This is a genomic window from Wolbachia endosymbiont (group A) of Longitarsus flavicornis (assembly GCF_963931955.1).
Taxonomy (GTDB): domain Bacteria; phylum Pseudomonadota; class Alphaproteobacteria; order Rickettsiales; family Anaplasmataceae; genus Wolbachia.
Map to the genome: position 1 here is coordinate 1,186,805 of NZ_OZ008337.1, position 23,870 is coordinate 1,210,674.

At 32.5% G+C, this 23,870-nt stretch carries 17 protein-coding genes and 4 pseudogenes; 14 read left to right on the top strand and 7 right to left on the bottom strand.

Annotated elements, in window-relative coordinates:
• Position 1: 1 nt before the first annotated feature.
• Positions 2-794 (top strand): IS5 family transposase gene (locus AABM58_RS05760; RefSeq protein ID WP_338405927.1). Its coding sequence is split into 2 segments (ribosomal slippage): positions 2-265 and positions 267-794, totalling 792 coding nucleotides; the frame shifts between segments, so codons are not numbered across the junction.
• Positions 795-809: 15 nt separating this feature from the next.
• Positions 810-1,621, top strand: a pseudogene (locus AABM58_RS05765) (IS5 family transposase).
• Here AABM58_RS05765 and AABM58_RS05770 read toward each other — a convergent pair.
• Complete coding sequence (locus tag AABM58_RS05770) at positions 1,578-2,507, bottom strand: SWIM zinc finger family protein (protein WP_338406627.1); 930 nt, start codon at positions 2,505-2,507, stop codon at positions 1,578-1,580. The pseudogene AABM58_RS05765 and the gene AABM58_RS05770 sit on opposite strands and share 44 nt — an antisense overlap.
• A 693-nt stretch (positions 2,508-3,200) precedes the next feature.
• Here AABM58_RS05770 and AABM58_RS05775 point away from each other — a divergent pair.
• From AABM58_RS05775 to AABM58_RS05815, 9 genes are all read left to right on the top strand, one after another.
• Positions 3,201-3,962: an NTP transferase domain-containing protein gene (locus AABM58_RS05775; RefSeq protein ID WP_338406626.1), complete on the top strand. Its 762-nt coding sequence runs from the start codon at positions 3,201-3,203 to the stop codon at positions 3,960-3,962.
• Positions 3,963-4,093: 131 nt separating this feature from the next.
• Positions 4,094-5,053: an NAD-dependent epimerase/dehydratase family protein gene (locus tag AABM58_RS05780; protein ID WP_015588901.1), complete on the top strand. Its 960-nt coding sequence runs from the start codon at positions 4,094-4,096 to the stop codon at positions 5,051-5,053.
• Positions 5,010-7,346, top strand: a complete 2,337-nt coding sequence (locus AABM58_RS05785; protein WP_338406625.1) for a glycosyltransferase — start codon at positions 5,010-5,012, stop codon at positions 7,344-7,346. Before AABM58_RS05780 ends, AABM58_RS05785 begins: the two co-directional genes overlap by 44 nt.
• Complete coding sequence (locus tag AABM58_RS05790; protein WP_338406624.1) at positions 7,307-8,983, top strand: WG repeat-containing protein; 1,677 nt, start codon at positions 7,307-7,309, stop codon at positions 8,981-8,983. Before AABM58_RS05785 ends, AABM58_RS05790 begins: the two co-directional genes overlap by 40 nt.
• A 4-nt stretch (positions 8,984-8,987) precedes the next feature.
• Positions 8,988-9,977 carry a phytanoyl-CoA dioxygenase family protein gene (locus tag AABM58_RS05795; RefSeq protein ID WP_338406623.1) on the top strand — a complete coding sequence of 330 codons (990 nt, stop codon included), beginning with the start codon at positions 8,988-8,990 and terminating at the stop codon, positions 9,975-9,977.
• Positions 9,978-11,783: an ABC transporter ATP-binding protein gene (locus AABM58_RS05800; protein WP_338406622.1), complete on the top strand. Its 1,806-nt coding sequence runs from the start codon at positions 9,978-9,980 to the stop codon at positions 11,781-11,783.
• Positions 11,755-12,804 carry a threonine aldolase family protein gene (locus tag AABM58_RS05805; protein WP_174516731.1) on the top strand — a complete coding sequence of 350 codons (1,050 nt, stop codon included), beginning with the start codon at positions 11,755-11,757 and terminating at the stop codon, positions 12,802-12,804. Before AABM58_RS05800 ends, AABM58_RS05805 begins: the two co-directional genes overlap by 29 nt.
• Entirely contained in the window at positions 12,801-13,844 is a 1,044-nt protein-coding gene (locus AABM58_RS05810) for a threonine aldolase family protein (RefSeq protein WP_174516730.1), read from the top strand. The genes AABM58_RS05805 and AABM58_RS05810 overlap by 4 nt, the downstream gene beginning before the upstream one ends.
• A gap of 112 nt (positions 13,845-13,956) precedes the next feature.
• The gene (locus AABM58_RS05815; RefSeq protein ID WP_255498567.1) at positions 13,957-15,159 is read left to right on the top strand and encodes an MFS transporter; all 1,203 of its coding nucleotides are present in this window, start codon (positions 13,957-13,959) and stop codon (positions 15,157-15,159) included.
• Between the two features lie 2 nt (positions 15,160-15,161).
• Here the strand turns inward: AABM58_RS05815 and AABM58_RS05820 are convergent, their stop codons facing one another.
• The 5 genes and pseudogenes from AABM58_RS05820 to AABM58_RS05840 form a co-directional block, all read right to left on the bottom strand.
• The gene (locus tag AABM58_RS05820) at positions 15,162-16,475 is read right to left on the bottom strand and encodes a UDP-glucose dehydrogenase family protein (RefSeq protein WP_174516729.1); all 1,314 of its coding nucleotides are present in this window, start codon (positions 16,473-16,475) and stop codon (positions 15,162-15,164) included.
• 64 nt (positions 16,476-16,539) lie between these two features.
• Positions 16,540-17,454, bottom strand: a complete 915-nt coding sequence (locus tag AABM58_RS05825) for a DMT family transporter (RefSeq protein WP_197907416.1) — start codon at positions 17,452-17,454, stop codon at positions 16,540-16,542.
• A gap of 271 nt (positions 17,455-17,725) precedes the next feature.
• Positions 17,726-18,552 (bottom strand): annotated as a pseudogene (locus AABM58_RS05830) (IS5 family transposase).
• Between the two features lie 29 nt (positions 18,553-18,581).
• Positions 18,582-19,010: a hypothetical protein gene (locus AABM58_RS05835; RefSeq protein ID WP_338406638.1), complete on the bottom strand. Its 429-nt coding sequence runs from the start codon at positions 19,008-19,010 to the stop codon at positions 18,582-18,584.
• Positions 18,995-19,138, bottom strand: a pseudogene (locus tag AABM58_RS05840) (patatin-like phospholipase family protein); the annotation flags it as partial. The gene AABM58_RS05835 and the pseudogene AABM58_RS05840, both read right to left, overlap by 16 nt.
• Positions 19,139-19,189: 51 nt before the next feature.
• Between AABM58_RS05840 and AABM58_RS05845 the strand changes: the two are divergent.
• From AABM58_RS05845 to AABM58_RS05855, 3 genes and pseudogenes are all read left to right on the top strand, one after another.
• Positions 19,190-20,016, top strand: a pseudogene (locus AABM58_RS05845) (IS5 family transposase).
• 271 nt (positions 20,017-20,287) lie between these two features.
• Positions 20,288-21,202 (top strand): DMT family transporter, encoded by a 915-nt coding sequence (locus AABM58_RS05850; protein WP_197907416.1) that lies wholly within the window; start codon positions 20,288-20,290, stop codon positions 21,200-21,202.
• Positions 21,203-21,266: 64 nt separating this feature from the next.
• The gene (locus tag AABM58_RS05855) at positions 21,267-22,580 is read left to right on the top strand and encodes a UDP-glucose dehydrogenase family protein (protein WP_174516729.1); all 1,314 of its coding nucleotides are present in this window, start codon (positions 21,267-21,269) and stop codon (positions 22,578-22,580) included.
• Between the two features lie 2 nt (positions 22,581-22,582).
• Here the strand turns inward: AABM58_RS05855 and AABM58_RS05860 are convergent, their stop codons facing one another.
• The gene (locus tag AABM58_RS05860; RefSeq protein WP_255498567.1) at positions 22,583-23,785 is read right to left on the bottom strand and encodes an MFS transporter; all 1,203 of its coding nucleotides are present in this window, start codon (positions 23,783-23,785) and stop codon (positions 22,583-22,585) included.
• Positions 23,786-23,870 lie beyond the last annotated feature (85 nt).

Sequence of the window (23,870 nt, forward strand, 5' to 3'; positions counted from 1 at the left end):
TATGAGGAGTTTATACCCAAGTAATATAAGTCGGGAAAGATTTGAGATTATATTACCAGATCTAGAGTCCTGTAGAAAAAAAACAAAACCAAGAAAACTTGATTTGTATGATGTATTTTGTGGAGTGTTATACGTTCTGAAAAGCGTTTGTCAGTGGAGAATGCTACCAAAAGAGTTTCCAAAATGGCGCAATTGTTACGACTATTTTAAGAAGTGGAGTGAAAAACCAGATGCAAATAAAGAAAGTGTTCTGGAGCTGGTGTTAAAAAAAAATAGTTGGCGTAGTCCGACAAAACAATGGTCGGAAAGAAAAAACCAGCTTCTGCATAATTGATGCACAGAGTGTAAAAAATGCAGATACTGCTGAAGAAAAAGGCTACGATGCAGGCAAAAAGATTTCAGGAATAAAACGCCATATTGCAGTAGATACGCAAGGTTTGCCACATGCAATTTATGTAACAACAGCAGAGATAACTGACCGTAGCAGTGCTGTGAGAATGGTAGAAAATGCAAAAGAAAACCTCTCGGGAGTTAAAAATGTACTGGTTGATGCAGGCTATACGGGAGAGAATTTTGCAACACAAATAAAAGCAACTATTGGTGCAACTGTTGAGGTAATAAAACGCAGTGAATTACATACCTTTGCTGTATTGCCAAAAAGATGGGTTGTAGAGCGTTCTTTTGCTTGGTTGGAAAAATGTAGACGGTTATGGAAAAATTGCGAGCGTAAACTCAACACCAGCTTGCAAATGGTAGTTCTTGCTTTCACTGCTTTGTTCCTCAAAAGATTATGAACAGGTTCTAAGGAAATAGAAAAGTTAGAAGGAGAAAAGTTTCGACGTTTAACAGGGGTAAAAAAAGCAACATTTGAGCGAATGGTAGAAATTCTAGAAGTGGAGGATAAAAGAAAAAAAGCTAGAAGTGGAAGAAAAAGTAAACTTTGCATAGAAGACAGGCTACTTATGGCACTGGAATATATAAGAGAATATCGTACATATTTTCATATTGGGCAAAGCTATGGCATGAGTGAAAGTAACAGTTTTAAAATAATAAGATAGGTAGAAGACATATTAATAAAACATCCAGATTTTGCATTACCAGGAAAAAAAGAGCTATTAAAGAGTGATGTAGAATATGAAGTTTTAGTAATAGACGGAACTGAAACGCCAGTAGAGAGACCAAAAAAAAGCAAAAGCCCTTCTACTCTGGAAAGAAAAAAAGGCATACTATAAAAACACAAATAGTAACAGAGAAGAAGAGTAAAAAAGTCATATGCACATCTTTCTCGAATGGTAGAAAACACGATTTTCGGATGTTTAGAGAATCAAAGGTAGCAATATTACCGGACACCAAAATCTTAGCTGATGCCGGCTACAGGGGAATGCAGAAGATACACAAAAATGTTGTATTACCGCACAGGAAAATGAAAAAGAATCCGTTAAGCAAAGAACAAAAAAAAGAGAACAGGGCACTTATGAGCCAAAGGGCAATTGTTGAAAACGTAATTGGCTTATTGAAAAGGTTTAAAATCATCTCGGACAGGTATAGAAACCGACGAAAACGTTTTGGTTTAAGGTTTAATTTGATTGCTGCAATTCACAATTTTGAGCTCCATACATGAATTTTGAAAGAAGTCTAATGAATAGTTGAAATGTTTGCCAATTCTCAATATTTCCCCATCTTTTAATAAATAGCTCCTCTTCTGATAGTTCCTTCTTAGAAGCTGGATAGTACACTAACTTTCCTGCAGGATACTTTTGCCAGTGCTTATAAGCTATCTGTAAAATATTATGGAAGTTTTTTTCAAAAAAAAGTGGATTATCTGTTAAAATACTACTGATACAATCAAAAAGGTTAGGAATAGTTGATAAATCAATATCATTTAAAATTGCTTGGTTATGTATTCTAATTTTAGAACATGCCTTAAATATATCATCTATCTTTAAAATATTTTGAGCATTTTCTAATTTTCCATTCCCAAAATCATCGATAAGTGCTGACAAATTACAATTATGAATATTAAAAATCATGAAGGGGTTTTTATCAATTTCTGCAGCAATAAGATAAATTACAGCAGCAATATGTTTACAAGGCATAGCCCAATCAGGACAGTTGCAATTTGCATTCATCTCTTCCCAATTTGAAGGAAACAATTTAATCCCAAGATCATTAAGCTTATCAAACAAGCTGGTTGGTAATTGCCTATTTATTAATTTAGATAGTATAGAAGGTGAAGTTTCAATAATTTGACGAATGGTCTGTTGTTCTGATGAGCTTAATTCATTGAGTATAATTTTGACTTTATATGGTTGAGGTTTTGAACCACGATATGGGTAAGATCCTGAGCTATGAACTTTAGCTGTAACTATGTGACCATTAATTTTAATACCAAAAGCTCGACCAGTATTAGCACAAGTTCTGCCACGTGGAAGACGGTTATCATAATCAATTCTATTGAAGCACTGAAGCCATTTTTCTCCCCACCATGTTCTTCCATAAATAGTCATCTTGTAAAACTATATATTTTAACCTAGATAAGCTAGATGCTGATTCTATGGATGATTTTCTCTGAATATGCAAAACTCATCTTGAACTACTACAAAATGTTAATTATAACAACAGAGAGGGCAAAAGCAATAAACACTTATATCAAAGGAAAAATTGATTAAGGGAAAAGTGAAACTTTTTAAAGGTTGTTTAATACCTTTACACCTGTGATTGTAGCACTAATGTTGTGCGATAAATGTACAGTGAAAATGTCATCAGAAGTTACCCAATTATTGAGTAGTTTTTTTTACGGCGTCAAGACTCTTGCCAGCATAGAAAATATCAGTTCCTATATAAATATCCTTATGGGCTAAAAGAAACTTCTATTGGTTGATAGAAAACAGAAAAAAACTATTTAAAAAGTATACTCAACAATATAACAAGGAAGCATAAGTTAGGGAAAGTAGTAGGCCGTTGATAAGGATTTGCCTATTTTCTCGATCAACTAGCTTTTGTATAAGTACTGATGGGTCAATATAAATGAGTAGTTCTGGGAAGCTTACTTTATCGGCTAATCTATATTAGCGTCATAGAGGATTTATATATTTCAAGCATGTTAATTATTTTTTCTGGATCATTTAGGAAACTATAGTAGACTTTACAACTCATTAATTATCACTTAACTTACCTCCTAGTAAGTTCTTGAGTTATGTATGGATAACACGTTGATAATATTAGCAGCAGGAAAGAGCAGTAGAATGAATTCTGAATATTCAAAAGCGTTGCACCAAGTGGGAAATTTTACTCTTTTAGAGCATATAATTCACAATGCAAAACCGCTGAGTTTAAAAAGTCTATCAATTGTCATTAACAAGCCTTTTCTAAAGGAGTTAGAAAGATTTAGTACCTTAAAAGATATAATTGATAAATATAATATAAAATTGATAATTCAAGAAAATATTACAGGTACTGGCACTGCAGTTAAAATTGCCCTAGAAAGCCTGGAGCGGTTATCTGACCAAGACATAGTTTTAATACAGTACGGAGACACCCCGTTTATATCTAGTGATACAGTTATGAGAATGACTGATTGTTTAAAGTGTAATAATAAAAATTTAGTTCTTCTTGGATTTAATAGTCAAGATAAGCAATATGGAAGATTAGTAATTGATGATAATGACAATGTTCAAAAAGTCTTGAAAAGTGAAGATGAAATTCTTCTTGCAAACTCTGGAATAATGGTTTCATACGCTAAAGATCTTTATACCCTAATAAAAGAAGTAAAATTTAATGATTCGACCAACGAATGTTGTCTTAATGATATAATACCCATTGCAGCAAGCAATAACTTACGTGCAGGTTATGTAGTCGCTGACGAAAAGGAAGCAATGGGGGTAAATAACAAAGAGGATTTGGTCAAAGCAGAACGTTATTTTCAGGCAAATAGAAGAAGACAACCAACCCTTCTTTCATAACTATATTTTTTTATTCATTGATCCTTAATTTAAGTTGACATTTGTTTTATACTAGTTTTATAATGCTTTTTAAGTCTTACTTGTAAGATGATAGGTGTGAAAGATTTTCCTGGTTGTAGTGAGAGGGACACATGGGAATATTAATAACAGGTGCTGCAGGTTTGATAGGATCGGCTTTAGTAGAAAAGTTAGAAAAGCAGGGTTATGAAGTAATAAGCTGCGATATTAGGTTTCGCGACAACCCACTCAGTTTTTTTTCAGAAGATATAATGCCGCTACTCGCTAAGTGTACGGGGGTTATTCATCTGGCTGCAATTTCTCGAGTTATACATGGTGAGCTTTATCCTAAATTGTGCCAAAAAGTTAATGTCGATGGTACAATCCAATTCTTAGAATTCTGCAAGTCGCTTCCGAATAAACCATGGTTTATATATGCAAGCAGTAGAGAAGTATATGGAGAACAAAAGGAACTACCAGTTGCAGAGTCTGCTAGTATTAACCCAATAAATAATTACGCCAAAGGTAAAGCGTTTATTGAAGAACAAGTAATAAATTTAAAAGGTTCTAACTTTAATGTAGCAATATTACGCTTCTCAAATGTATATGGTGGTTTACTAGATCATAGTAGTAGAGTAATTCCTGCACTCTGTATCAATGCATTGAAAGGCGATCCAATTAGGATAGAAGGTAAAGAATGTGTTTTTGATTTTACCTATTTGGATGATGTTATAGAGGGTATATACTTAACTGTTAAATATTTACAAAACGAGAAATCTTCTCTTCCTGCTATTCATCTTACTACTAATAGCCCATGTACTTTAGAAAACTTAGCAAAAACAATATTAAAAGTCACGGAAAGTGATTCTAGAATTGATTTTTATCCTCCAAGAAATTTTGACGTAACTAAGTTCCATGGTGATTTTACTAGAGCTAAAGAGCTACTTGGTTGGTCTCCAAAGCATTCATTAAAAGTAGGATTAGGTAAATTTATAAAAAGTCTACAAAACAATACACAAGAATATCCTAACAATATAGATATGGTAATATATGAAAATATTAAAAGTTATTCATGGTTACCCTCCTTATTATAGCGCTGGTTCGGAGGTTTACAGCCAAACTCTTGCCCATGAACTAGCCAATAATAATGAGGTACAAATATTTACTAGGCATGAAAACAGCTTCTTACCTGATTTCCATTATACTACAGCTCTGGACTGTAGTGATTCCCGGATCTTACTGAATTTAATTAATATACCTACAACTAAATATCGTTACAAATTTATCAATGAAGAAGTAAATATAAAATTCAAAAGAATAATAGATAACTTTCAACCAGATCTTATACATTTTGGTCATCTTAATCATCTATCAATTACTTTACCAGAAGTTGCTTTTAAAGAAAATATATCTACAATTTTTACGCTACATGATTTTTGGTTAATGTGTCCAAGAGGAAGATTTATTCAACGTAATTCTGAAGATTTGTTACGGCTTTGTGATGGACAGAAGGATCAAAAATGTGCAACCCAATGTTACAAGGGGTATTTTACAGGAGATGAAGAATTCTTGAATTCAGACTTAAATTATTGGGAACAATGGGTTGCAACTAGAATGAAGCAAACAAAGAAAGTAGTGGACTATATAGATTACTTCATTGCTCCGTCAAAATTCTTAATGGATAAATTTACTCAAGACTTTAATGTTCCGATAAACAAAATTTCTTATCTTGATTATGGTTTTGATCTAAATCGTCTTAAGAATAGAAATAGGGTGCAAGAAAAAGAGTTTATTTTCGGTTATATAGGTACTCATACTCCCGAGAAAGGTGTTGACCTATTATTGAAGGCTTTTTCTCACTTATCATCTAAAGCAAAACTTAGAATTTGGGGAGCGGCAAGGGAAGAAACTAAAGCTTTAAAAGCAATTGCCGATCAGTTTCCACATGCTGTTAAAGAAAGGATAGAATGGATGGGAAGTTATAACAATAAAAATATAGTTACTGATGTATTTAATAAAGTTGATGCGATAGTTGTTCCTTCAATTTGGGGTGAAAATTCACCATTAGTCACACATGAAGCACAGCAACTGAGTGTACCAGTAATAACGGCTGATTATGGTGGCATGGCAGAATATGTAAGAGATGGAATAAACGGACTATTATTTAAGCATAGAGATACAAATAGTTTGTCAGAAAAAATGCAAGTCCTATCTACAGACCAGGAATTATACAGTGAACTGACCCAAAGAGGCTATCTTTATACTAAAAATGGTAATGTGCTTTCTATAAGTGAGCATACTGAGAAACTTAACAAAATTTACCGTAATGTTATTGAAAATAAAGGCAAATCAGTGGCTACAAAACCTGGTCCTTGGAGAATTACTTTTGATACTAATCCAGATTACTGCAACTTTGCTTGTGTAATGTGTGAATGCTTTTCACCATATAGTAAAGTTAAAGAGGAGAAGAAAGCTAAAGGGATAAAACCCAAGATAATGTCAATAGAAACTATCAGGAAGGTAATTAAGGAAGCAGATGGAACACCTTTAAGGGAAATCATTCCTTCTACTATGGGTGAGCCTTTAATGTATAAAAGCTTTGATGAAATAATCAATTTGTGCCATGAGTTCGGCCTTAAGCTTAACCTCACAACCAATGGTTCTTTTCCCATTAAAGGAGCTAGAAAATGGGCTGAACTATTGGTACCAATTTTATCTGATGTTAAGATTTCCTGGAATGGGGCAACTAAAGAAACTCATGAAAGAATCATGAAAGGTTCAAAATGGGAAGTAGTGACAGAAAATTTAAAAACTTTCCTTGAAGTTAGAGATAAATACTTTAGCGATACAGGTGAAAGGTGTACCGTTACTTTACAATTAACATTTTTGGAAAGTAATTTACATGAACTCTATGACATAGTTAAGATGGCCATAAAAAACGGCATAGATAGAGTTAAAGGACATCATCTTTGGGCACATTTTGAGGAAATTAAGGATCTATCTATGAGAAGAGATGAGTTAGCAATTAGTAGATGGAATACAGAGGTGAGAAGGTTATATGAGCTTAGAGATAATATGCTATTACCAAATGGTAAAAAGATAAAATTAGAAAATTTTACAATTCTTTCTCAAGAAGGTATTAAGGATTTGGCTCCAGGTGGTCAATGCCCATTTTTAGGTAAAGAAGCATGGATAAACAATGAAGGAAAGTTTAGTCCTTGCTGTGCTCCAGATGAACTCCGTAAGACATTAGGAAATTTTGGTAATGTTAATGAGGTTAAACTCGAGGAAATATGGCAGAGTAGTGAGTACCTAAGCTTACAAAAGAATTATTTAAATTACAAATTATGCAAAACATGCAACATGAGAAAACCTTTGATCAATTAATCAAAGATAATCTTAAATCTATTAAAATTTCACCGTGTGAGAGTTTTCACGAATTACTAGGAAATCCTTTGTATGAAGATAGGTTTATAAAGGTTGGTAAATTTCATGAGCCCGGTCTTGCACCGGTTTATGATCAGACAGGTGCTTATCATATCAATGTAAGAGGAGAAGCAGTTTATCATCATAGATTTCTAAAAACTTTTGGATTCTACTTTAATAGAGCGGCCGTAGAAGATGATACAGGGTGTTACCATATTGATTCATCTGGATGTAGAGTATACAAACAGTTGTATCAATGGATTGGAAATTATCAGGAAGATATTTGTGTAGTTAGAAGACATGATAAATGTTTTCATATTAATTTAAATGGCAACAGGATTTATCAGGAGGAATATGATTATGTTGGAGATTTTAAGGATGGTATCGCTGTAGTCTATAAGGATGGTAAAGCTACACATATTAATCATCATGGAAAGTTAGTACATAATAAATGGTATAAAAAACTTAATGTTTTTCATAAAGGGTATTCTATTGCAGAAGATCAACATGGTTGGTTTCATATAGATATTAATGGTGATCCTGTTTACCAGCAGAGATTTAAAATGGTAGAAGCATTTTATAATGGGATGGCAAAAGTTGAAACTTTTGAAGGTGTGTTAGGACAAATCGATATTACCGGAAATGTAAAGTTTAGTATTTTTGATTTAGGTAAAGAATCTCAAGTGCATAGGATTTCTGCAGAACTTTCAGCCTTTTGGAAAACTTACCTAACAAGCGTTGCTATTGAACTTGATTTGTTAAATATTTTACCTGCAACTGTGCCGTTTTTATCTAAAAAGTTAAACATTATCGTACCAAATCTAGAAAGGCTGTTAAGGGCGTTGTGGGAAATAGGGTTTATTGATTACGATAAGGACAAGGACTTATGGCAACTATCATCAAAAGGTAAGTGTTTTAAGGAAATACCATTTTTGCCAAAAGCAGCAACGATGTGGGCAAGAGTTGCCGCTGAAAAGAATTGGTTAAAGATTGCCGATATACTAAAACAGAAGTCAATCTCTTCATTTGAATCTTTTAAGGAAAGAGAAGCATCAGAAGATAAGAAAATAGCGTTTTACCAAGCATTGCTAGGATATTCTAGGTTTGATACTAAAGAGTTTAATTCTAGGATTAATATAGATGGTGCTAAGAATATATTGCTATTTGGTGTACACTCTTTATTTCTTGCTTATTCTGATATACACAATAAAGGTTCCATAGGCCTATATAACGAACATAAAGTGCCAAGACAGTTAGTAGAAAATTTAAAAGTCAAACTTATAACTCAGGAAGAACTATCAGCTACAAATTATGAATTAGGTGTCTTTTGCCGCTTTCTACAGCATTATGATGATGATAAAGTATTATCTTATTTAAAATTGGTCAAAGGAATATCTCGTATTTTATTGATAGAAACTATTTTAGATTACCGCTCTCCAGCTGGAGGCTCTGTAGATATTAATGTCATGGTTGAAACAGGAGGTAAACTAAGAACATTAAGCGATTGGGAAAAAATACTCAAACAAGTAAAAGGATTCAAAATTTTTGCTGTTATACCTTTAACAGATTACTTATCAGTTATTGATGTCAGGTGTTAATCATATGGAAACATTACAAAAAAATGGTTTTTTTATTATCAAAAATCTGGTTCCTTTAGAGCTAATAACTCAGTCTTTAAGTGATATAACAAATAAGATATCAAAGCTATCCCAAGAACTAAGTGTTTCAACTTCTGACTACTTAAACTGTACCGGCAGATGGGGCACGTCATCTCAGGTAACTAGAATTGTATCTCAAGTATTAGATAAAATTATTAAAAATTATCTTGAAAAGTCACTTCAATGCCAGATACTGCAGAAAAAATCAAATGTTATATGTAAAACTGCTGATTTAATAGATGCAGTTCCCTTCCATCAGGACATCTCTTATAGCTTTAATGACCCTTATCATTTTTCTGTTTGGCTAGCTTTGAATAATGTCAATAAAACTTCAGGTGCACTACAAGTTATAGAAGATAGTCACAACTGGAAAATACAGCCTCTAGTTGATTTTTGGCATCCATACTTTTTGGATCAATACTCGGATAACCGGGAAAATTATAAAATTAAGTCACTACCTATTTCAGCAGGAGATGCGATAGTTTTTGATTCACGGTTATGGCATGGTAGTGATAAGAATATAGATGCTAAAGATAGGTTTGCTTATGTTACGAGATGGGTTGTAAAAGATAAAAGTCTTCCTTGTGTGCCAAAACCTCAGCCTTCAGTTTTTGGTATATTAAACTGTGGTGCATTAACAGAATTTATACTGAGAGAATACTTATCATTATTTCGTCGCCAGGAAAGTATAAAAATAAAAAATATGGAAGAACTTATTAAGAGCTGGTTAGCCTTTATTACAGACACAACTACAAATATTTCTGAGGTCAACACTGCTGAAGCTAAGCGAGATTTATATAAACTACTTATTCTGAATCAAGCGTCAGCACTACATGATGCTGGAGACATTTCAGGAAAAATATACAAAAATTTATGGTTTTCACTGCTTGTATTTCTCAATAAAAAAGTCAATGTGGTGGAGCTAGCATTATAAATGAACAAAAGTAGAGTTGGTAGTTTCAAGTATATATTGGTGTTCATTTTGAATATCTTATCCAAGTTTAAGCTTAATGTGCTTGTAATGTTCCTGGTTGCCCTAGTAGTGGCTGTTGATTTATCTTTTAGAAAGTATTTAGTAAAAAATATCTTAGATACAGCTGTAAAATATCAAGAAGGTAATGTAATTGAAAATCTTTTATTACCTGTAAGCGCTTATGTTTGTATGGCATTACTTATTACTACTGCTTTTAGATTCTATGGCTATTTTGTTGACATTCGAATGTTTACCTCAATGCGTCAAAAAATAGCTGATATGTCTTTTTACAGGCTGCTTCAGCAAGACCATTCCTATTATCAAAACAACCTATCCGGAAGTTTAGTATATAAGGTCAGTAACTTAATGGATAGTGTGATAGAGCTAATAAGACTGCTTATAGACTGTTTCTTTAGTTATAGTATAGCATTAATCTTGGCTATTTATACTTTATCACTAGTAAATATAAAGTTTGCAATAGCTACATTCATTTGGGTGAACATTTTTATTTTGATTTCGGTTTTCAGTTTTCGGGTGCTTACCAGATTAGCCGATGATCATTCTAAACAAAGTTCACAAGTAATAGCGGGTATAGCCGACAGTATTTTAAATGTTATATCAGTAAGGTTATTTTCTCGGCAAGCGCATGAGAGGCATAAATTTTTTCAAGTATGCAAGAAAAAAACTATTGCAGAAAGAAAATTACAATGGGCATACTTTTGGCTTTGGTTTATATATGGCTATTCATTTGACCTACTACAAGCAGTAAATTTGTATTTTTTAATCCATGATTATCAATTGAACAAAATTGCAATAGGAGATATTGCTCTTGTACTTGGAATTAATATATCCATTGTAGAGTTTCTTAACCATTTAACTAAAAATCTTACCCAATTTTCTGCTCACTTTGGCAAAGTTTTATATGCATTGCCAATCTTAACTACTGTACCGGAAATTCAAGATAAGAAAAACGCTAAGGAATTAAATATATTAAGCAGAAAGATAACATTTAATAATGTTTCTTTTTCTTATGAAGGTCAGAAGCCATTATTTCAAGATTTTTCAGTTACTATTAATCCTTGCGAAAAAGTAGGTCTAATTGGTTATTCTGGAGGTGGTAAATCTACTTTTATAAACCTAATCCTAAGACTATTTGATGTTAAAAAAGGTAATATACAGATTGATAATCAAGTAGTATCGGAAGTTACACAGAGTTCTTTGAGGCAGCACATATCTGTAATACCTCAAGACCCATTGTTATTTCATGATACTATTTTAGCAAATATTATGTATGGTAAACTTCGATCTACTGTCAAAGAAATAATGAGAGCTGCCAAGCTAGCTGGTATTCACGATTTTATTATGACTCTACCCGATCAATATGAAACTATAGTTGGAGAAAAAGGTATAAAGCTATCTGGAGGGGAAAGACAAAGAATAATCATAGCGAGAGCATTTCTAAAAAACGCTCCGATATTATTTCTCGATGAGCCAACTAGTCAGTTAGATTCTATAACAGAGAAAACAATTCAAATGAGTTTATTTAAGTTGATGGAAAATAAAACCACCATTACTATAGCACACCGTATTTCTACACTTTTACATATGGACCGAATTCTAGTATTTGACAAAGGAAAAATTGTCCAAGATGGTAAACATTCTGAACTAGTTTGCAAGAAAGGTCTTTATAAAGAACTTTGGGATGCTCAAATTGGCTGTCTAAATATCAAAAAAGAAAATGGAAAAAACTATCGACCTGAGAAGTGACACTACAACTTTACAAAGCTCCAACGTTATACACGCAATAAGTAGTGCAATCGTTGGAGATTTTGCTTACGGTGAAGACAAAAGCTGTAACAACTTATCGGAATATTGTAAACAATTATTCAAAGTAGAAGAAGCATTGTTCGTAACCAGTGGTATGCTTGCAAATAGGTTAGCTATTGCCAGTCAAACAAGTCCTGGTGATGAACTAATTACTCATTATAATTATCATGTTAATTTTTTCGATAGTGCAGGCAATGCAAAAGTAAATAGTATAGTGTTTAACTGTATTAGGAATAATACCGGAATCTTAGATATTGATGAAGTAGAATATGCTATTAACTCTAAACCGAGATATAAAATTTTTGCTCAGGTGAGTCTAGTTTCTATAGAAAATAGTATAAACGGGTTTAACGGTAAAATTTATCCTTTTAAGAAACAAGTAGAGTTATATAATTTCTTAAAAGCTCACAATATAAGTCTTCATTTAGATGGTGCGAGAATATTTAATGCTCATGCTGAAACAAATGTTGCTTTAGCTGACTATGCTAAATATGTAGATACAATGAGCTTTTCTTTTACTAAAGGACTTGGAGCTCCTTTTGGTTCAATGCTTATGGGTAAAAGAGAGATAATTGAAAAGGCTAAGAAGTTACAGGTTTGGTTGGGGAGTGGTTATCATCAAATTGGGTACTGCGCTAATGCAGCAAAATATGTACTACAGAATAATATCTCTAGGCTTAAAGAAGATAATAAGCTCGCTAAATTGTTTGCAGACAAGATTAAAGAAATTCCACATGTAAAGCTGATACTACCTTATCCAGAAACTAACATAGTAAGCTTTAGTATAAAAGAACTAAATGTGACTAATGAGTTTTTTTTGAGTAAATGCCAAGCTTATGGTTTATTGCTCTTTCCTTGGCTCGAATCTCATATAAGAGCAGTTGTTCATCTTGGTATAGAGGAAGCAGACATAATAAATGCTGCTGAAATTATAAAGGAGGTTGTATTAAATTTAGTATGAGAGTAAAAATAGATTTCTTTAGCGATTCAAACACTAATCCTTCATCTGAAATGAGGGAAGTAATGGCTAAAGCAAAAGTTGGAAATGAAGCTGCATGTGAAGATCCAACTGTAAACGAATTAATAGAAACCACATGTAAAATATTAGGTAAGCCAGCAGGAATATTTTTGATTTCGGGAACGATGTGTAATGTAATTGCTTATAAAGTGCACATTCAAAGACCTGGTGATTATTTGTTACTCGATGAAACTTCGCATCCATTAATAGTGCAATCTGGATTAATTGCAGCCCAGGCACATGCCACTCCTTTACCTATTAAAGGAACAAGAGGAATATTTACTGGAGAGCAAATCGTTGAGTTTATTACTCGTCCTAGCTTAAGGAATGTTCCAAAAGTTGGGCTTGTTTCTGTCGAACAAACAACGAATTTTGGTGGTGGAGCTGTGTGGCCTTTAGAGTATATTCAAGAGATCTCAAGTCTCTGCAAAAAGAACGACGTATCCTCTCATTTAGATGGAGCAAGGCTGTTCAATGCTTGTGCTTATGCTAAAATATCTCCAAAAGAATATGCAAATTATTTTGATTCGGTGTTTATTGATTTTAGTAAGGGATTAGGCGCTCCAATGGGTGCAGTATTGGCTGGAAGTGAAGAGTTTATTGAAAAAGCTTGGTACTATAAGTTTCAAATTGGCGGAGGTATGCACCAAGCTGGCATTATTTCAGCTGCATGTTTATATGCTCTCAACAACAACATGAATTCTTTAATAGAAGATCATAAAAAAATGCAGCACCTTATAAAAGGTCTTAGCTCTATAGATCAAGTTATAATCAATATTGACCTATACAAAACTAATATAGCGTATTTCTCATTACGTACTGATTGTATATCTGCTCAAGAATTAATAAATATACTAATGACAAATTATGGAATTAGGATGGCTAACATAAGAGGTAAAATCAGAGTTATAACACATAGAGATATAAGCTGTGAAGATATTAATACTACTATATCTACTATAAGAAAGATACTGAATAGGTAATTTCGATTGTTATCAATTTTCTACATTAATGGTTTGCAAACTTCTTGTAAAACAATATTATACCAACATAGTATTATGCTAGTATTTGCATGGAACTGTTTGGGGAATAGGTGTGAACTTTGTTTTCTTTCAATATTTACTATTCTTTTTTGGATATGTGCTACTTTACTTCTCAAGGCAGAGTATACCAATTGCTCTACCACTGTTAATAGATACTGACCATGTAAAATTAAGCTATTTTTTTGCCTGCTTTTCTTTTTTTTACGGAGTATCGAAATTCTTTAACGGGATAATCATGGACTTCAAAGATAATCCATTATTTATGTTTGGGCTATGCAATATTGTAACTGGAATATCAACCATTGGTATAATTTTATCATACAATAACCTAACCTTATTACTGTTAACATTGATATTATTAGCTTGGGCACAAGGAGTAGGTTGGCCAGCTATTACCAAGTTTATGATTACAAACTCTAGTATCTCTTCAATTGCATCATTGTGGGGGGTTATGAGTGCATCTCAGCAACTTGGTTCTTGCCTTACTTTAATTGTGTTACCAAGTATAATCAAAATATATGGTGTAAAAAGTGCATTTTTGTATTCTGGCCTCTTATGCTTACTTTTTGGAATTTACATAACATTAAAAGCATATTACAGAGAAAGTACTACTCCTACTATCTATAAGGTGCAGAAACCTAAAATTGGCATTAAGGTGACAAGTTCCATATGGTTTCTATGTTATGCTACTTTTTGTACTTATATTATAAAAATGGGAATCTTCTTTTGGTTTCCTATAATTTTAAAAGATAGATTACAAATCTCTCTTGTACAATCCTCACTAATCACAGGTGTCTATGATTTGGGTGGAATCCTTGGAACTTTAATCACAGGAAGAATTAGTGATATGTATTTCTTTCAAAATAGAAGTTTGCTAGCATTACTTTACATGCTGGGTATAGCACTCACTTTTATTGGAATGAACTTTTGTCAAAACATAGTTCTTATGAGTCTTGGTGCAGCTTTATCAGGATTTTTTATATTTGGAGTACAAGTACTAACAGGTGTTATAGCTGTAGACATTGCTCCACAAAATAATGTATGTACAATTGTAAGCTTGACAGGATTATTTGGGTATATTGCAAGTTCAATATTTTCATGTGTAGTTTTAGGGTTACTTGTGGAATGTTTTGGTAATAACATGATGTTCTCATTCTTCTTTATTTGTTCTGTTATTATATCCATTTGCTTTTGCGTATTATCAAGCAGGAACCTAAAACAACTGCATAAAGTTGACATAGGGAATATTTCTTAACATTAAACTTCCCAGGTAAACTTAGATTTTTTGCCCAGAGAGTAAACATTGTAACCATATCTTAGCAACAGTTCACTATCTAATAAATTACGAAAGTCAAAAATATTAGGTGTAGCCATAACATCCTTTAAAATTACAAAGTCTTGACTTTTAAATTCCCTCCACTCCGTTAACAATAACAAGGCTTCTGCGCCCCTTGCAGCTTCTATAGCGTTATCCGCGTACTCTATATCCTTTAGAACTTGCCTAGCATTATTCATTCCCACTGGGTCATATGCAGTAATTTTAGCGTTGTTATTCACTAACAATTTTGCGACATCTATAGCTGGACTATTTCTTACATCATCAGTACCAGGTTTAAAAGTTAGCCCCCATATCGCTATTTTTTTATTTTGAGCTCCATTTAGAGCATATTCTACCTTTTTAGCGATGTTTGTTATATGATTATAGTTAGATTCCTTAACTGAATTTAAAATTTGTAGCTTGACATTATGATCTTCAGCAATCCTTATCAAAGCTGACAAATCTTTAGGAAAACAGGATCCTCCAAATCCTGGGCCAGCTTTTAGAAATTCCCTACCTATTCTATGGTCCATCCCCATGCCATTAGCTAAAAGGTCGATGTCTGCTTCTAACATCTCACATAAACCTGCCATTTCATTGATAAAAGCAATTTTTGTTGCTAGAAAGGCATTAGAAGCATATTTAATCATTTCAGCTGTAACTGTATCAGTGACTATTAACGGAATATTCCTATCTGTAAATGATCTATATATAGCTTCTAGTTTTACTCTAGCTCGCTTAGTTTTTACTCCTATTATTATTCTATCTGGATATAAAAAATCTGATACTGCAGAGCCTTGCTTGAGAAACTCTGGATTAACTCCCAAATCAAAGTTGTAGCCCTTATTAGATAAATAATTATATATATTTTTTGTAGTACCAGGAGGAATAGTTGATTTTATAACTATTAAGCAATCTTGATTAACTCTCTCAGAAACTTTACTTATTGAATTATATACATTTTTTAAATCCGCATTTCCTAAGGAGTCTGATGGAGTATCTACAGTTACAAACACTACTTCTGTGTTGGGATTTATTTGAGAATACGAATCGAAGAATCTTATCCTTTGTAACTTTATATTATTCTCTAAATAGTCTGCTAATCCAGGCTCATATATAGGAATTTTTCCTAATTTCAATAATTCAATCTTCTTAGTATTTATGTCAATGCAATCAACGTTATGACCCTGCTCTGATAACATTGCACAAGATACTAAACCTACATACCCTATTCCTATAATGGTTATATACATCTTGTCATTACCTTAAAAATATCCTAATGTAGCTCAACTGCTTAAACATTTAAAAAGAACATCATTAACAATTAGAGTCATAAATTTTTACTCTAGCGTTGCATACATTATTTTTCTTAATTACTTTACTTTCTGAATAAACTATAAACAAAGTCGATGGTATTAATATTAAAATACCATACAAAGCACTTTTATCAGGCAACTCATTAAACATAACATATGTTACTATTGCAGAAATTATTAGCTCTATGTATCTATATGGTGCAAGTGCAGTAGCATCTGCAAGAGTAAAAGCTTTTAATATGAAGAACAGAATTAGATTTGAATTAATTCCCAAAATCAGTAGTAATACTAATTCTAACAAGGAAGGCAAATGCCAATAAAACAGCAAAGGCACAGTGGAAAAAATAGTTGTTGTTAGAGCTGAATAAAATAACATACTTATTACTGACTCTTTTATTGCGAGTTTCTTATTAAGTATGTCTAATATAGCAAAGATTAATGTAGATACAATAAAAATAAAAATTTTAGGATTAAAGTCTTCACTATAAGCTTTGGTAGTAATAGCAATACCAACAAAGCCAATAACAGTTACTGACCATCTTTGCCAAATTATATTTTCATTTAGTAAAGGGATTGCAAGAAGTATAACAAATAATGGTATAGAAAAACTTATAATTGTTGCAGTTACTATGGGAAAAATAGCTAACCCATAGGTCCACAAGGTTATTCCAACAAATAACAATACTCCTCTAGTTATCTGAATAGATATTTGACTTGTTTTAAAAGCTTCTCTTCCATAGTAAAGCATAAAAGGTACAAGGGTAATAGTGCTAAATAAAAAGCGGAAAAAGATTACTTCAAAACTTTGGAGATGTAAACTTAGATATTTTGATATAGTATCATTAGCTACACTACTAAATAAACTAAGTATAAACCAGATAACTCCAAGTAAATAAGCTCTTAGTCTGTAATCCACAAAACTCCTAATTTAATATACAAACTTCCATGATGTGCTCATATAACTTCGCTGCAAAAAAGGTTGATAGCATACAGGCTCTCTTCTACTTACTGTTCTAACCATATTCACAAATTTTTGCTAAAAGTAGCATTAGAAGTATTATACAAGATATGTCTTTAATTGCGTAATTTTAATAGATTTAGAATAGAGATTATCTGAGCAGGGAGTTACTGACTGATTTTTTTGTAATATAAGATAAGAATGATAGACATTAGACTTCTTTCAAAATTCATGTATGGAGCTCAAAATTGTGAATTGCAGCAATCAAATTAAACCTTAAACCAAAACGTTTTCGTCGGTTTCTATACCTGTCCGAGATGATTTTAAACCTTTTCAATAAGCCAATTACGTTTTCAACAATTGCCCTTTGGCTCATAAGTGCCCTGTTCTCTTTTTTTTGTTCTTTGCTTAACGGATTCTTTTTCATTTTCCTGTGCGGTAATACAACATTTTTGTGTATCTTCTGCATTCCCCTGTAGCCGGCATCAGCTAAGATTTTGGTGTCCGGTAATATTGCTACCTTTGATTCTCTAAACATCCGAAAATCGTGTTTTCTACCATTCGAGAAAGATGTGCATATGACTTTTTTACTCTTCTTCTCTGTTACTATTTGTGTTTTTATAGTATGCCTTTTTTTCTTTCCAGAGTAGAAGGGCTTTTGCTTTTTTTTGGTCTCTCTACTGGCGTTTCAGTTCCGTCTATTACTAAAACTTCATATTCTACATCACTCTTTAATAGCTCTTTTTTTCCTGGTAATGCAAAATCTGGATGTTTTATTAATATGTCTTCTACCTATCTTATTATTTTAAAACTGTTACTTTCACTCATGCCATAGCTTTGCCCAATATGAAAATATGTACGATATTCTCTTATATATTCCAGTGCCATAAGTAGCCTGTCTTCTATGCAAAGTTTACTTTTTCTTCCACTTCTAGCTTTTTTTCTTTTATCCTCCACTTCTAGAATTTCTACCATTCGCTCAAATGTTGCTTTTTTTACCCCTGTTAAACGTCGAAACTTTTCTCCTTCTAACTTTTCTATTTCCTTATATTTCATGCTTTCAAATACTTCATCTTACACTCCCTCTAACAATTTTGAAAGAAGTCTAATGTTGGTAAAATTGCCACAATCGTCCCAGCGGTCAGTAAAAATGCTAACTTCTTGCTCCCGATTATCTTATTTTTCTTAACCTTTATTGGGTTTAATTTTTTTATTTTCCCTTTTAGCTTTTTGAAGCCTTTTTTGAACACGTTGCCCTTTTTCAGCTCTTTCTCTACGGGTTTCGTTTTGAAGCTTTTTATTTTTTCTTTTATTCCTTTTTTATCTTTTTTTACTTTAGAGGTCTTCTGCTCTAGTGCCATCAACTTTAGAGGTTGCTCATGTAGCGGTTTTGGCTTATCGTTTGAAATTTTAGCTTCTTGATCCTTAGTTACGGCTTTATGTTTTTTGGGCGAAATTATATTCTTCAAGCCCTTCTTTGCTTTTTTGTATAAGTTCTTTATCTTGCTTGGCATTTCAAAAATTTATCTATTACTTCCTGGTTGTCCTCTATCATTGCATTTGCCTCCTGCTGCAGACATTTAATATTTTTTGATGTAATATTATCCATCTCAGCCGACGCTACTTTTAGTTGTGATTGAATAGACTTCTTTCAAAATTGTTAGAGGGAGTGTAAGATGAAGTATTTGAAAGCATGAAATATAAGGAAATAGAAAAGTTAGAAGGAGAAAAGTTTCGACGTTTAACAGGGGTAAAAAAAGCAACATTTGAGCGAATGGTAGAAATTCTAGAAGTGGAGGATAAAAGAAAAAAAGCTAGAAGTGGAAGAAAAAGTAAACTTTGCATAGAAGACAGGCTACTTATGGCACTGGAATATATAAGAGAATATCGTACATATTTTCATATTGGGCAAAGCTATGGCATGAGTGAAAGTAACAGTTTTAAAATAATAAGATAGGTAGAAGACATATTAATAAAACATCCAGATTTTGCATTACCAGGAAAAAAAGAGCTATTAAAGAGTGATGTAGAATATGAAGTTTTAGTAATAGACGGAACTGAAACGCCAGTAGAGAGACCAAAAAAAAGCAAAAGCCCTTCTACTCTGGAAAGAAAAAAAGGCATACTATAAAAACACAAATAGTAACAGAGAAGAAGAGTAAAAAAGTCATATGCACATCTTTCTCGAATGGTAGAAAACACGATTTTCGGATGTTTAGAGAATCAAAGGTAGCAATATTACCGGACACCAAAATCTTAGCTGATGCCGGCTACAGGGGAATGCAGAAGATACACAAAAATGTTGTATTACCGCACAGGAAAATGAAAAAGAATCCGTTAAGCAAAGAACAAAAAAAAGAGAACAGGGCACTTATGAGCCAAAGGGCAATTGTTGAAAACGTAATTGGCTTATTGAAAAGGTTTAAAATCATCTCGGACAGGTATAGAAACCGACGAAAACGTTTTGGTTTAAGGTTTAATTTGATTGCTGCAATTCACAATTTTGAGCTCCATACATGAATTTTGAAAGAAGTCTAATGTCTATCATTCTTATCTTATATTACAAAAAAATCAGTCAGTAACTCCCTGCTCAGATAATCTCTATTCTAAATCTATTAAAATTACGCAATTAAAGACATATCTTGTATAATACTTCTAATGCTACTTTTAGCAAAAATTTGTGAATATGGTTAGAACAGTAAGTAGAAGAGAGCCTGTATGCTATCAACCTTTTTTGCAGCGAAGTTATATGAGCACATCATGGAAGTTTGTATATTAAATTAGGAGTTTTGTGGATTACAGACTAAGAGCTTATTTACTTGGAGTTATCTGGTTTATACTTAGTTTATTTAGTAGTGTAGCTAATGATACTATATCAAAATATCTAAGTTTACATCTCCAAAGTTTTGAAGTAATCTTTTTCCGCTTTTTATTTAGCACTATTACCCTTGTACCTTTTATGCTTTACTATGGAAGAGAAGCTTTTAAAACAAGTCAAATATCTATTCAGATAACTAGAGGAGTATTGTTATTTGTTGGAATAACCTTGTGGACCTATGGGTTAGCTATTTTTCCCATAGTAACTGCAACAATTATAAGTTTTTCTATACCATTATTTGTTATACTTCTTGCAATCCCTTTACTAAATGAAAATATAATTTGGCAAAGATGGTCAGTAACTGTTATTGGCTTTGTTGGTATTGCTATTACTACCAAAGCTTATAGTGAAGACTTTAATCCTAAAATTTTTATTTTTATTGTATCTACATTAATCTTTGCTATATTAGACATACTTAATAAGAAACTCGCAATAAAAGAGTCAGTAATAAGTATGTTATTTTATTCAGCTCTAACAACAACTATTTTTTCCACTGTGCCTTTGCTGTTTTATTGGCATTTGCCTTCCTTGTTAGAATTAGTATTACTACTGATTTTGGGAATTAATTCAAATCTAATTCTGTTCTTCATATTAAAAGCTTTTACTCTTGCAGATGCTACTGCACTTGCACCATATAGATACATAGAGCTAATAATTTCTGCAATAGTAACATATGTTATGTTTAATGAGTTGCCTGATAAAAGTGCTTTGTATGGTATTTTAATATTAATACCATCGACTTTGTTTATAGTTTATTCAGAAAGTAAAGTAATTAAGAAAAATAATGTATGCAACGCTAGAGTAAAAATTTATGACTCTAATTGTTAATGATGTTCTTTTTAAATGTTTAAGCAGTTGAGCTACATTAGGATATTTTTAAGGTAATGACAAGATGTATATAACCATTATAGGAATAGGGTATGTAGGTTTAGTATCTTGTGCAATGTTATCAGAGCAGGGTCATAACGTTGATTGCATTGACATAAATACTAAGAAGATTGAATTATTGAAATTAGGAAAAATTCCTATATATGAGCCTGGATTAGCAGACTATTTAGAGAATAATATAAAGTTACAAAGGATAAGATTCTTCGATTCGTATTCTCAAATAAATCCCAACACAGAAGTAGTGTTTGTAACTGTAGATACTCCATCAGACTCCTTAGGAAATGCGGATTTAAAAAATGTATATAATTCAATAAGTAAAGTTTCTGAGAGAGTTAATCAAGATTGCTTAATAGTTATAAAATCAACTATTCCTCCTGGTACTACAAAAAATATATATAATTATTTATCTAATAAGGGCTACAACTTTGATTTGGGAGTTAATCCAGAGTTTCTCAAGCAAGGCTCTGCAGTATCAGATTTTTTATATCCAGATAGAATAATAATAGGAGTAAAAACTAAGCGAGCTAGAGTAAAACTAGAAGCTATATATAGATCATTTACAGATAGGAATATTCCGTTAATAGTCACTGATACAGTTACAGCTGAAATGATTAAATATGCTTCTAATGCCTTTCTAGCAACAAAAATTGCTTTTATCAATGAAATGGCAGGTTTATGTGAGATGTTAGAAGCAGACATCGACCTTTTAGCTAATGGCATGGGGATGGACCATAGAATAGGTAGGGAATTTCTAAAAGCTGGCCCAGGATTTGGAGGATCCTGTTTTCCTAAAGATTTGTCAGCTTTGATAAGGATTGCTGAAGATCATAATGTCAAGCTACAAATTTTAAATTCAGTTAAGGAATCTAACTATAATCATATAACAAACATCGCTAAAAAGGTAGAATATGCTCTAAATGGAGCTCAAAATAAAAAAATAGCGATATGGGGGCTAACTTTTAAACCTGGTACTGATGATGTAAGAAATAGTCCAGCTATAGATGTCGCAAAATTGTTAGTGAATAACAACGCTAAAATTACTGCATATGACCCAGTGGGAATGAATAATGCTAGGCAAGTTCTAAAGGATATAGAGTACGCGGATAACGCTATAGAAGCTGCAAGGGGCGCAGAAGCCTTGTTATTGTTAACGGAGTGGAGGGAATTTAAAAGTCAAGACTTTGTAATTTTAAAGGATGTTATGGCTACACCTAATATTTTTGACTTTCGTAATTTATTAGATAGTGAACTGTTGCTAAGATATGGTTACAATGTTTACTCTCTGGGCAAAAAATCTAAGTTTACCTGGGAAGTTTAATGTTAAGAAATATTCCCTATGTCAACTTTATGCAGTTGTTTTAGGTTCCTGCTTGATAATACGCAAAAGCAAATGGATATAATAACAGAACAAATAAAGAAGAATGAGAACATCATGTTATTACCAAAACATTCCACAAGTAACCCTAAAACTACACATGAAAATATTGAACTTGCAATATACCCAAATAATCCTGTCAAGCTTACAATTGTACATACATTATTTTGTGGAGCAATGTCTACAGCTATAACACCTGTTAGTACTTGTACTCCAAATATAAAAAATCCTGATAAAGCTGCACCAAGACTCATAAGAACTATGTTTTGACAAAAGTTCATTCCAATAAAAGTGAGTGCTATACCCAGCATGTAAAGTAATGCTAGCAAACTTCTATTTTGAAAGAAATACATATCACTAATTCTTCCTGTGATTAAAGTTCCAAGGATTCCACCCAAATCATAGACACCTGTGATTAGTGAGGATTGTACAAGAGAGATTTGTAATCTATCTTTTAAAATTATAGGAAACCAAAAGAAGATTCCCATTTTTATAATATAAGTACAAAAAGTAGCATAACATAGAAACCATATGGAACTTGTCACCTTAATGCCAATTTTAGGTTTCTGCACCTTATAGATAGTAGGAGTAGTACTTTCTCTGTAATATGCTTTTAATGTTATGTAAATTCCAAAAAGTAAGCATAAGAGGCCAGAATACAAAAATGCACTTTTTACACCATATATTTTGATTATACTTGGTAACACAATTAAAGTAAGGCAAGAACCAAGTTGCTGAGATGCACTCATAACCCCCCACAATGATGCAATTGAAGAGATACTAGAGTTTGTAATCATAAACTTGGTAATAGCTGGCCAACCTACTCCTTGTGCCCAAGCTAATAATATCAATGTTAACAGTAATAAGGTTAGGTTATTGTATGATAAAATTATACCAATGGTTGATATTCCAGTTACAATATTGCATAGCCCAAACATAAATAATGGATTATCTTTGAAGTCCATGATTATCCCGTTAAAGAATTTCGATACTCCGTAAAAAAAAGAAAAGCAGGCAAAAAAATAGCTTAATTTTACATGGTCAGTATCTATTAACAGTGGTAGAGCAATTGGTATACTCTGCCTTGAGAAGTAAAGTAGCACATATCCAAAAAAGAATAGTAAATATTGAAAGAAAACAAAGTTCACACCTATTCCCCAAACAGTTCCATGCAAATACTAGCATAATACTATGTTGGTATAATATTGTTTTACAAGAAGTTTGCAAACCATT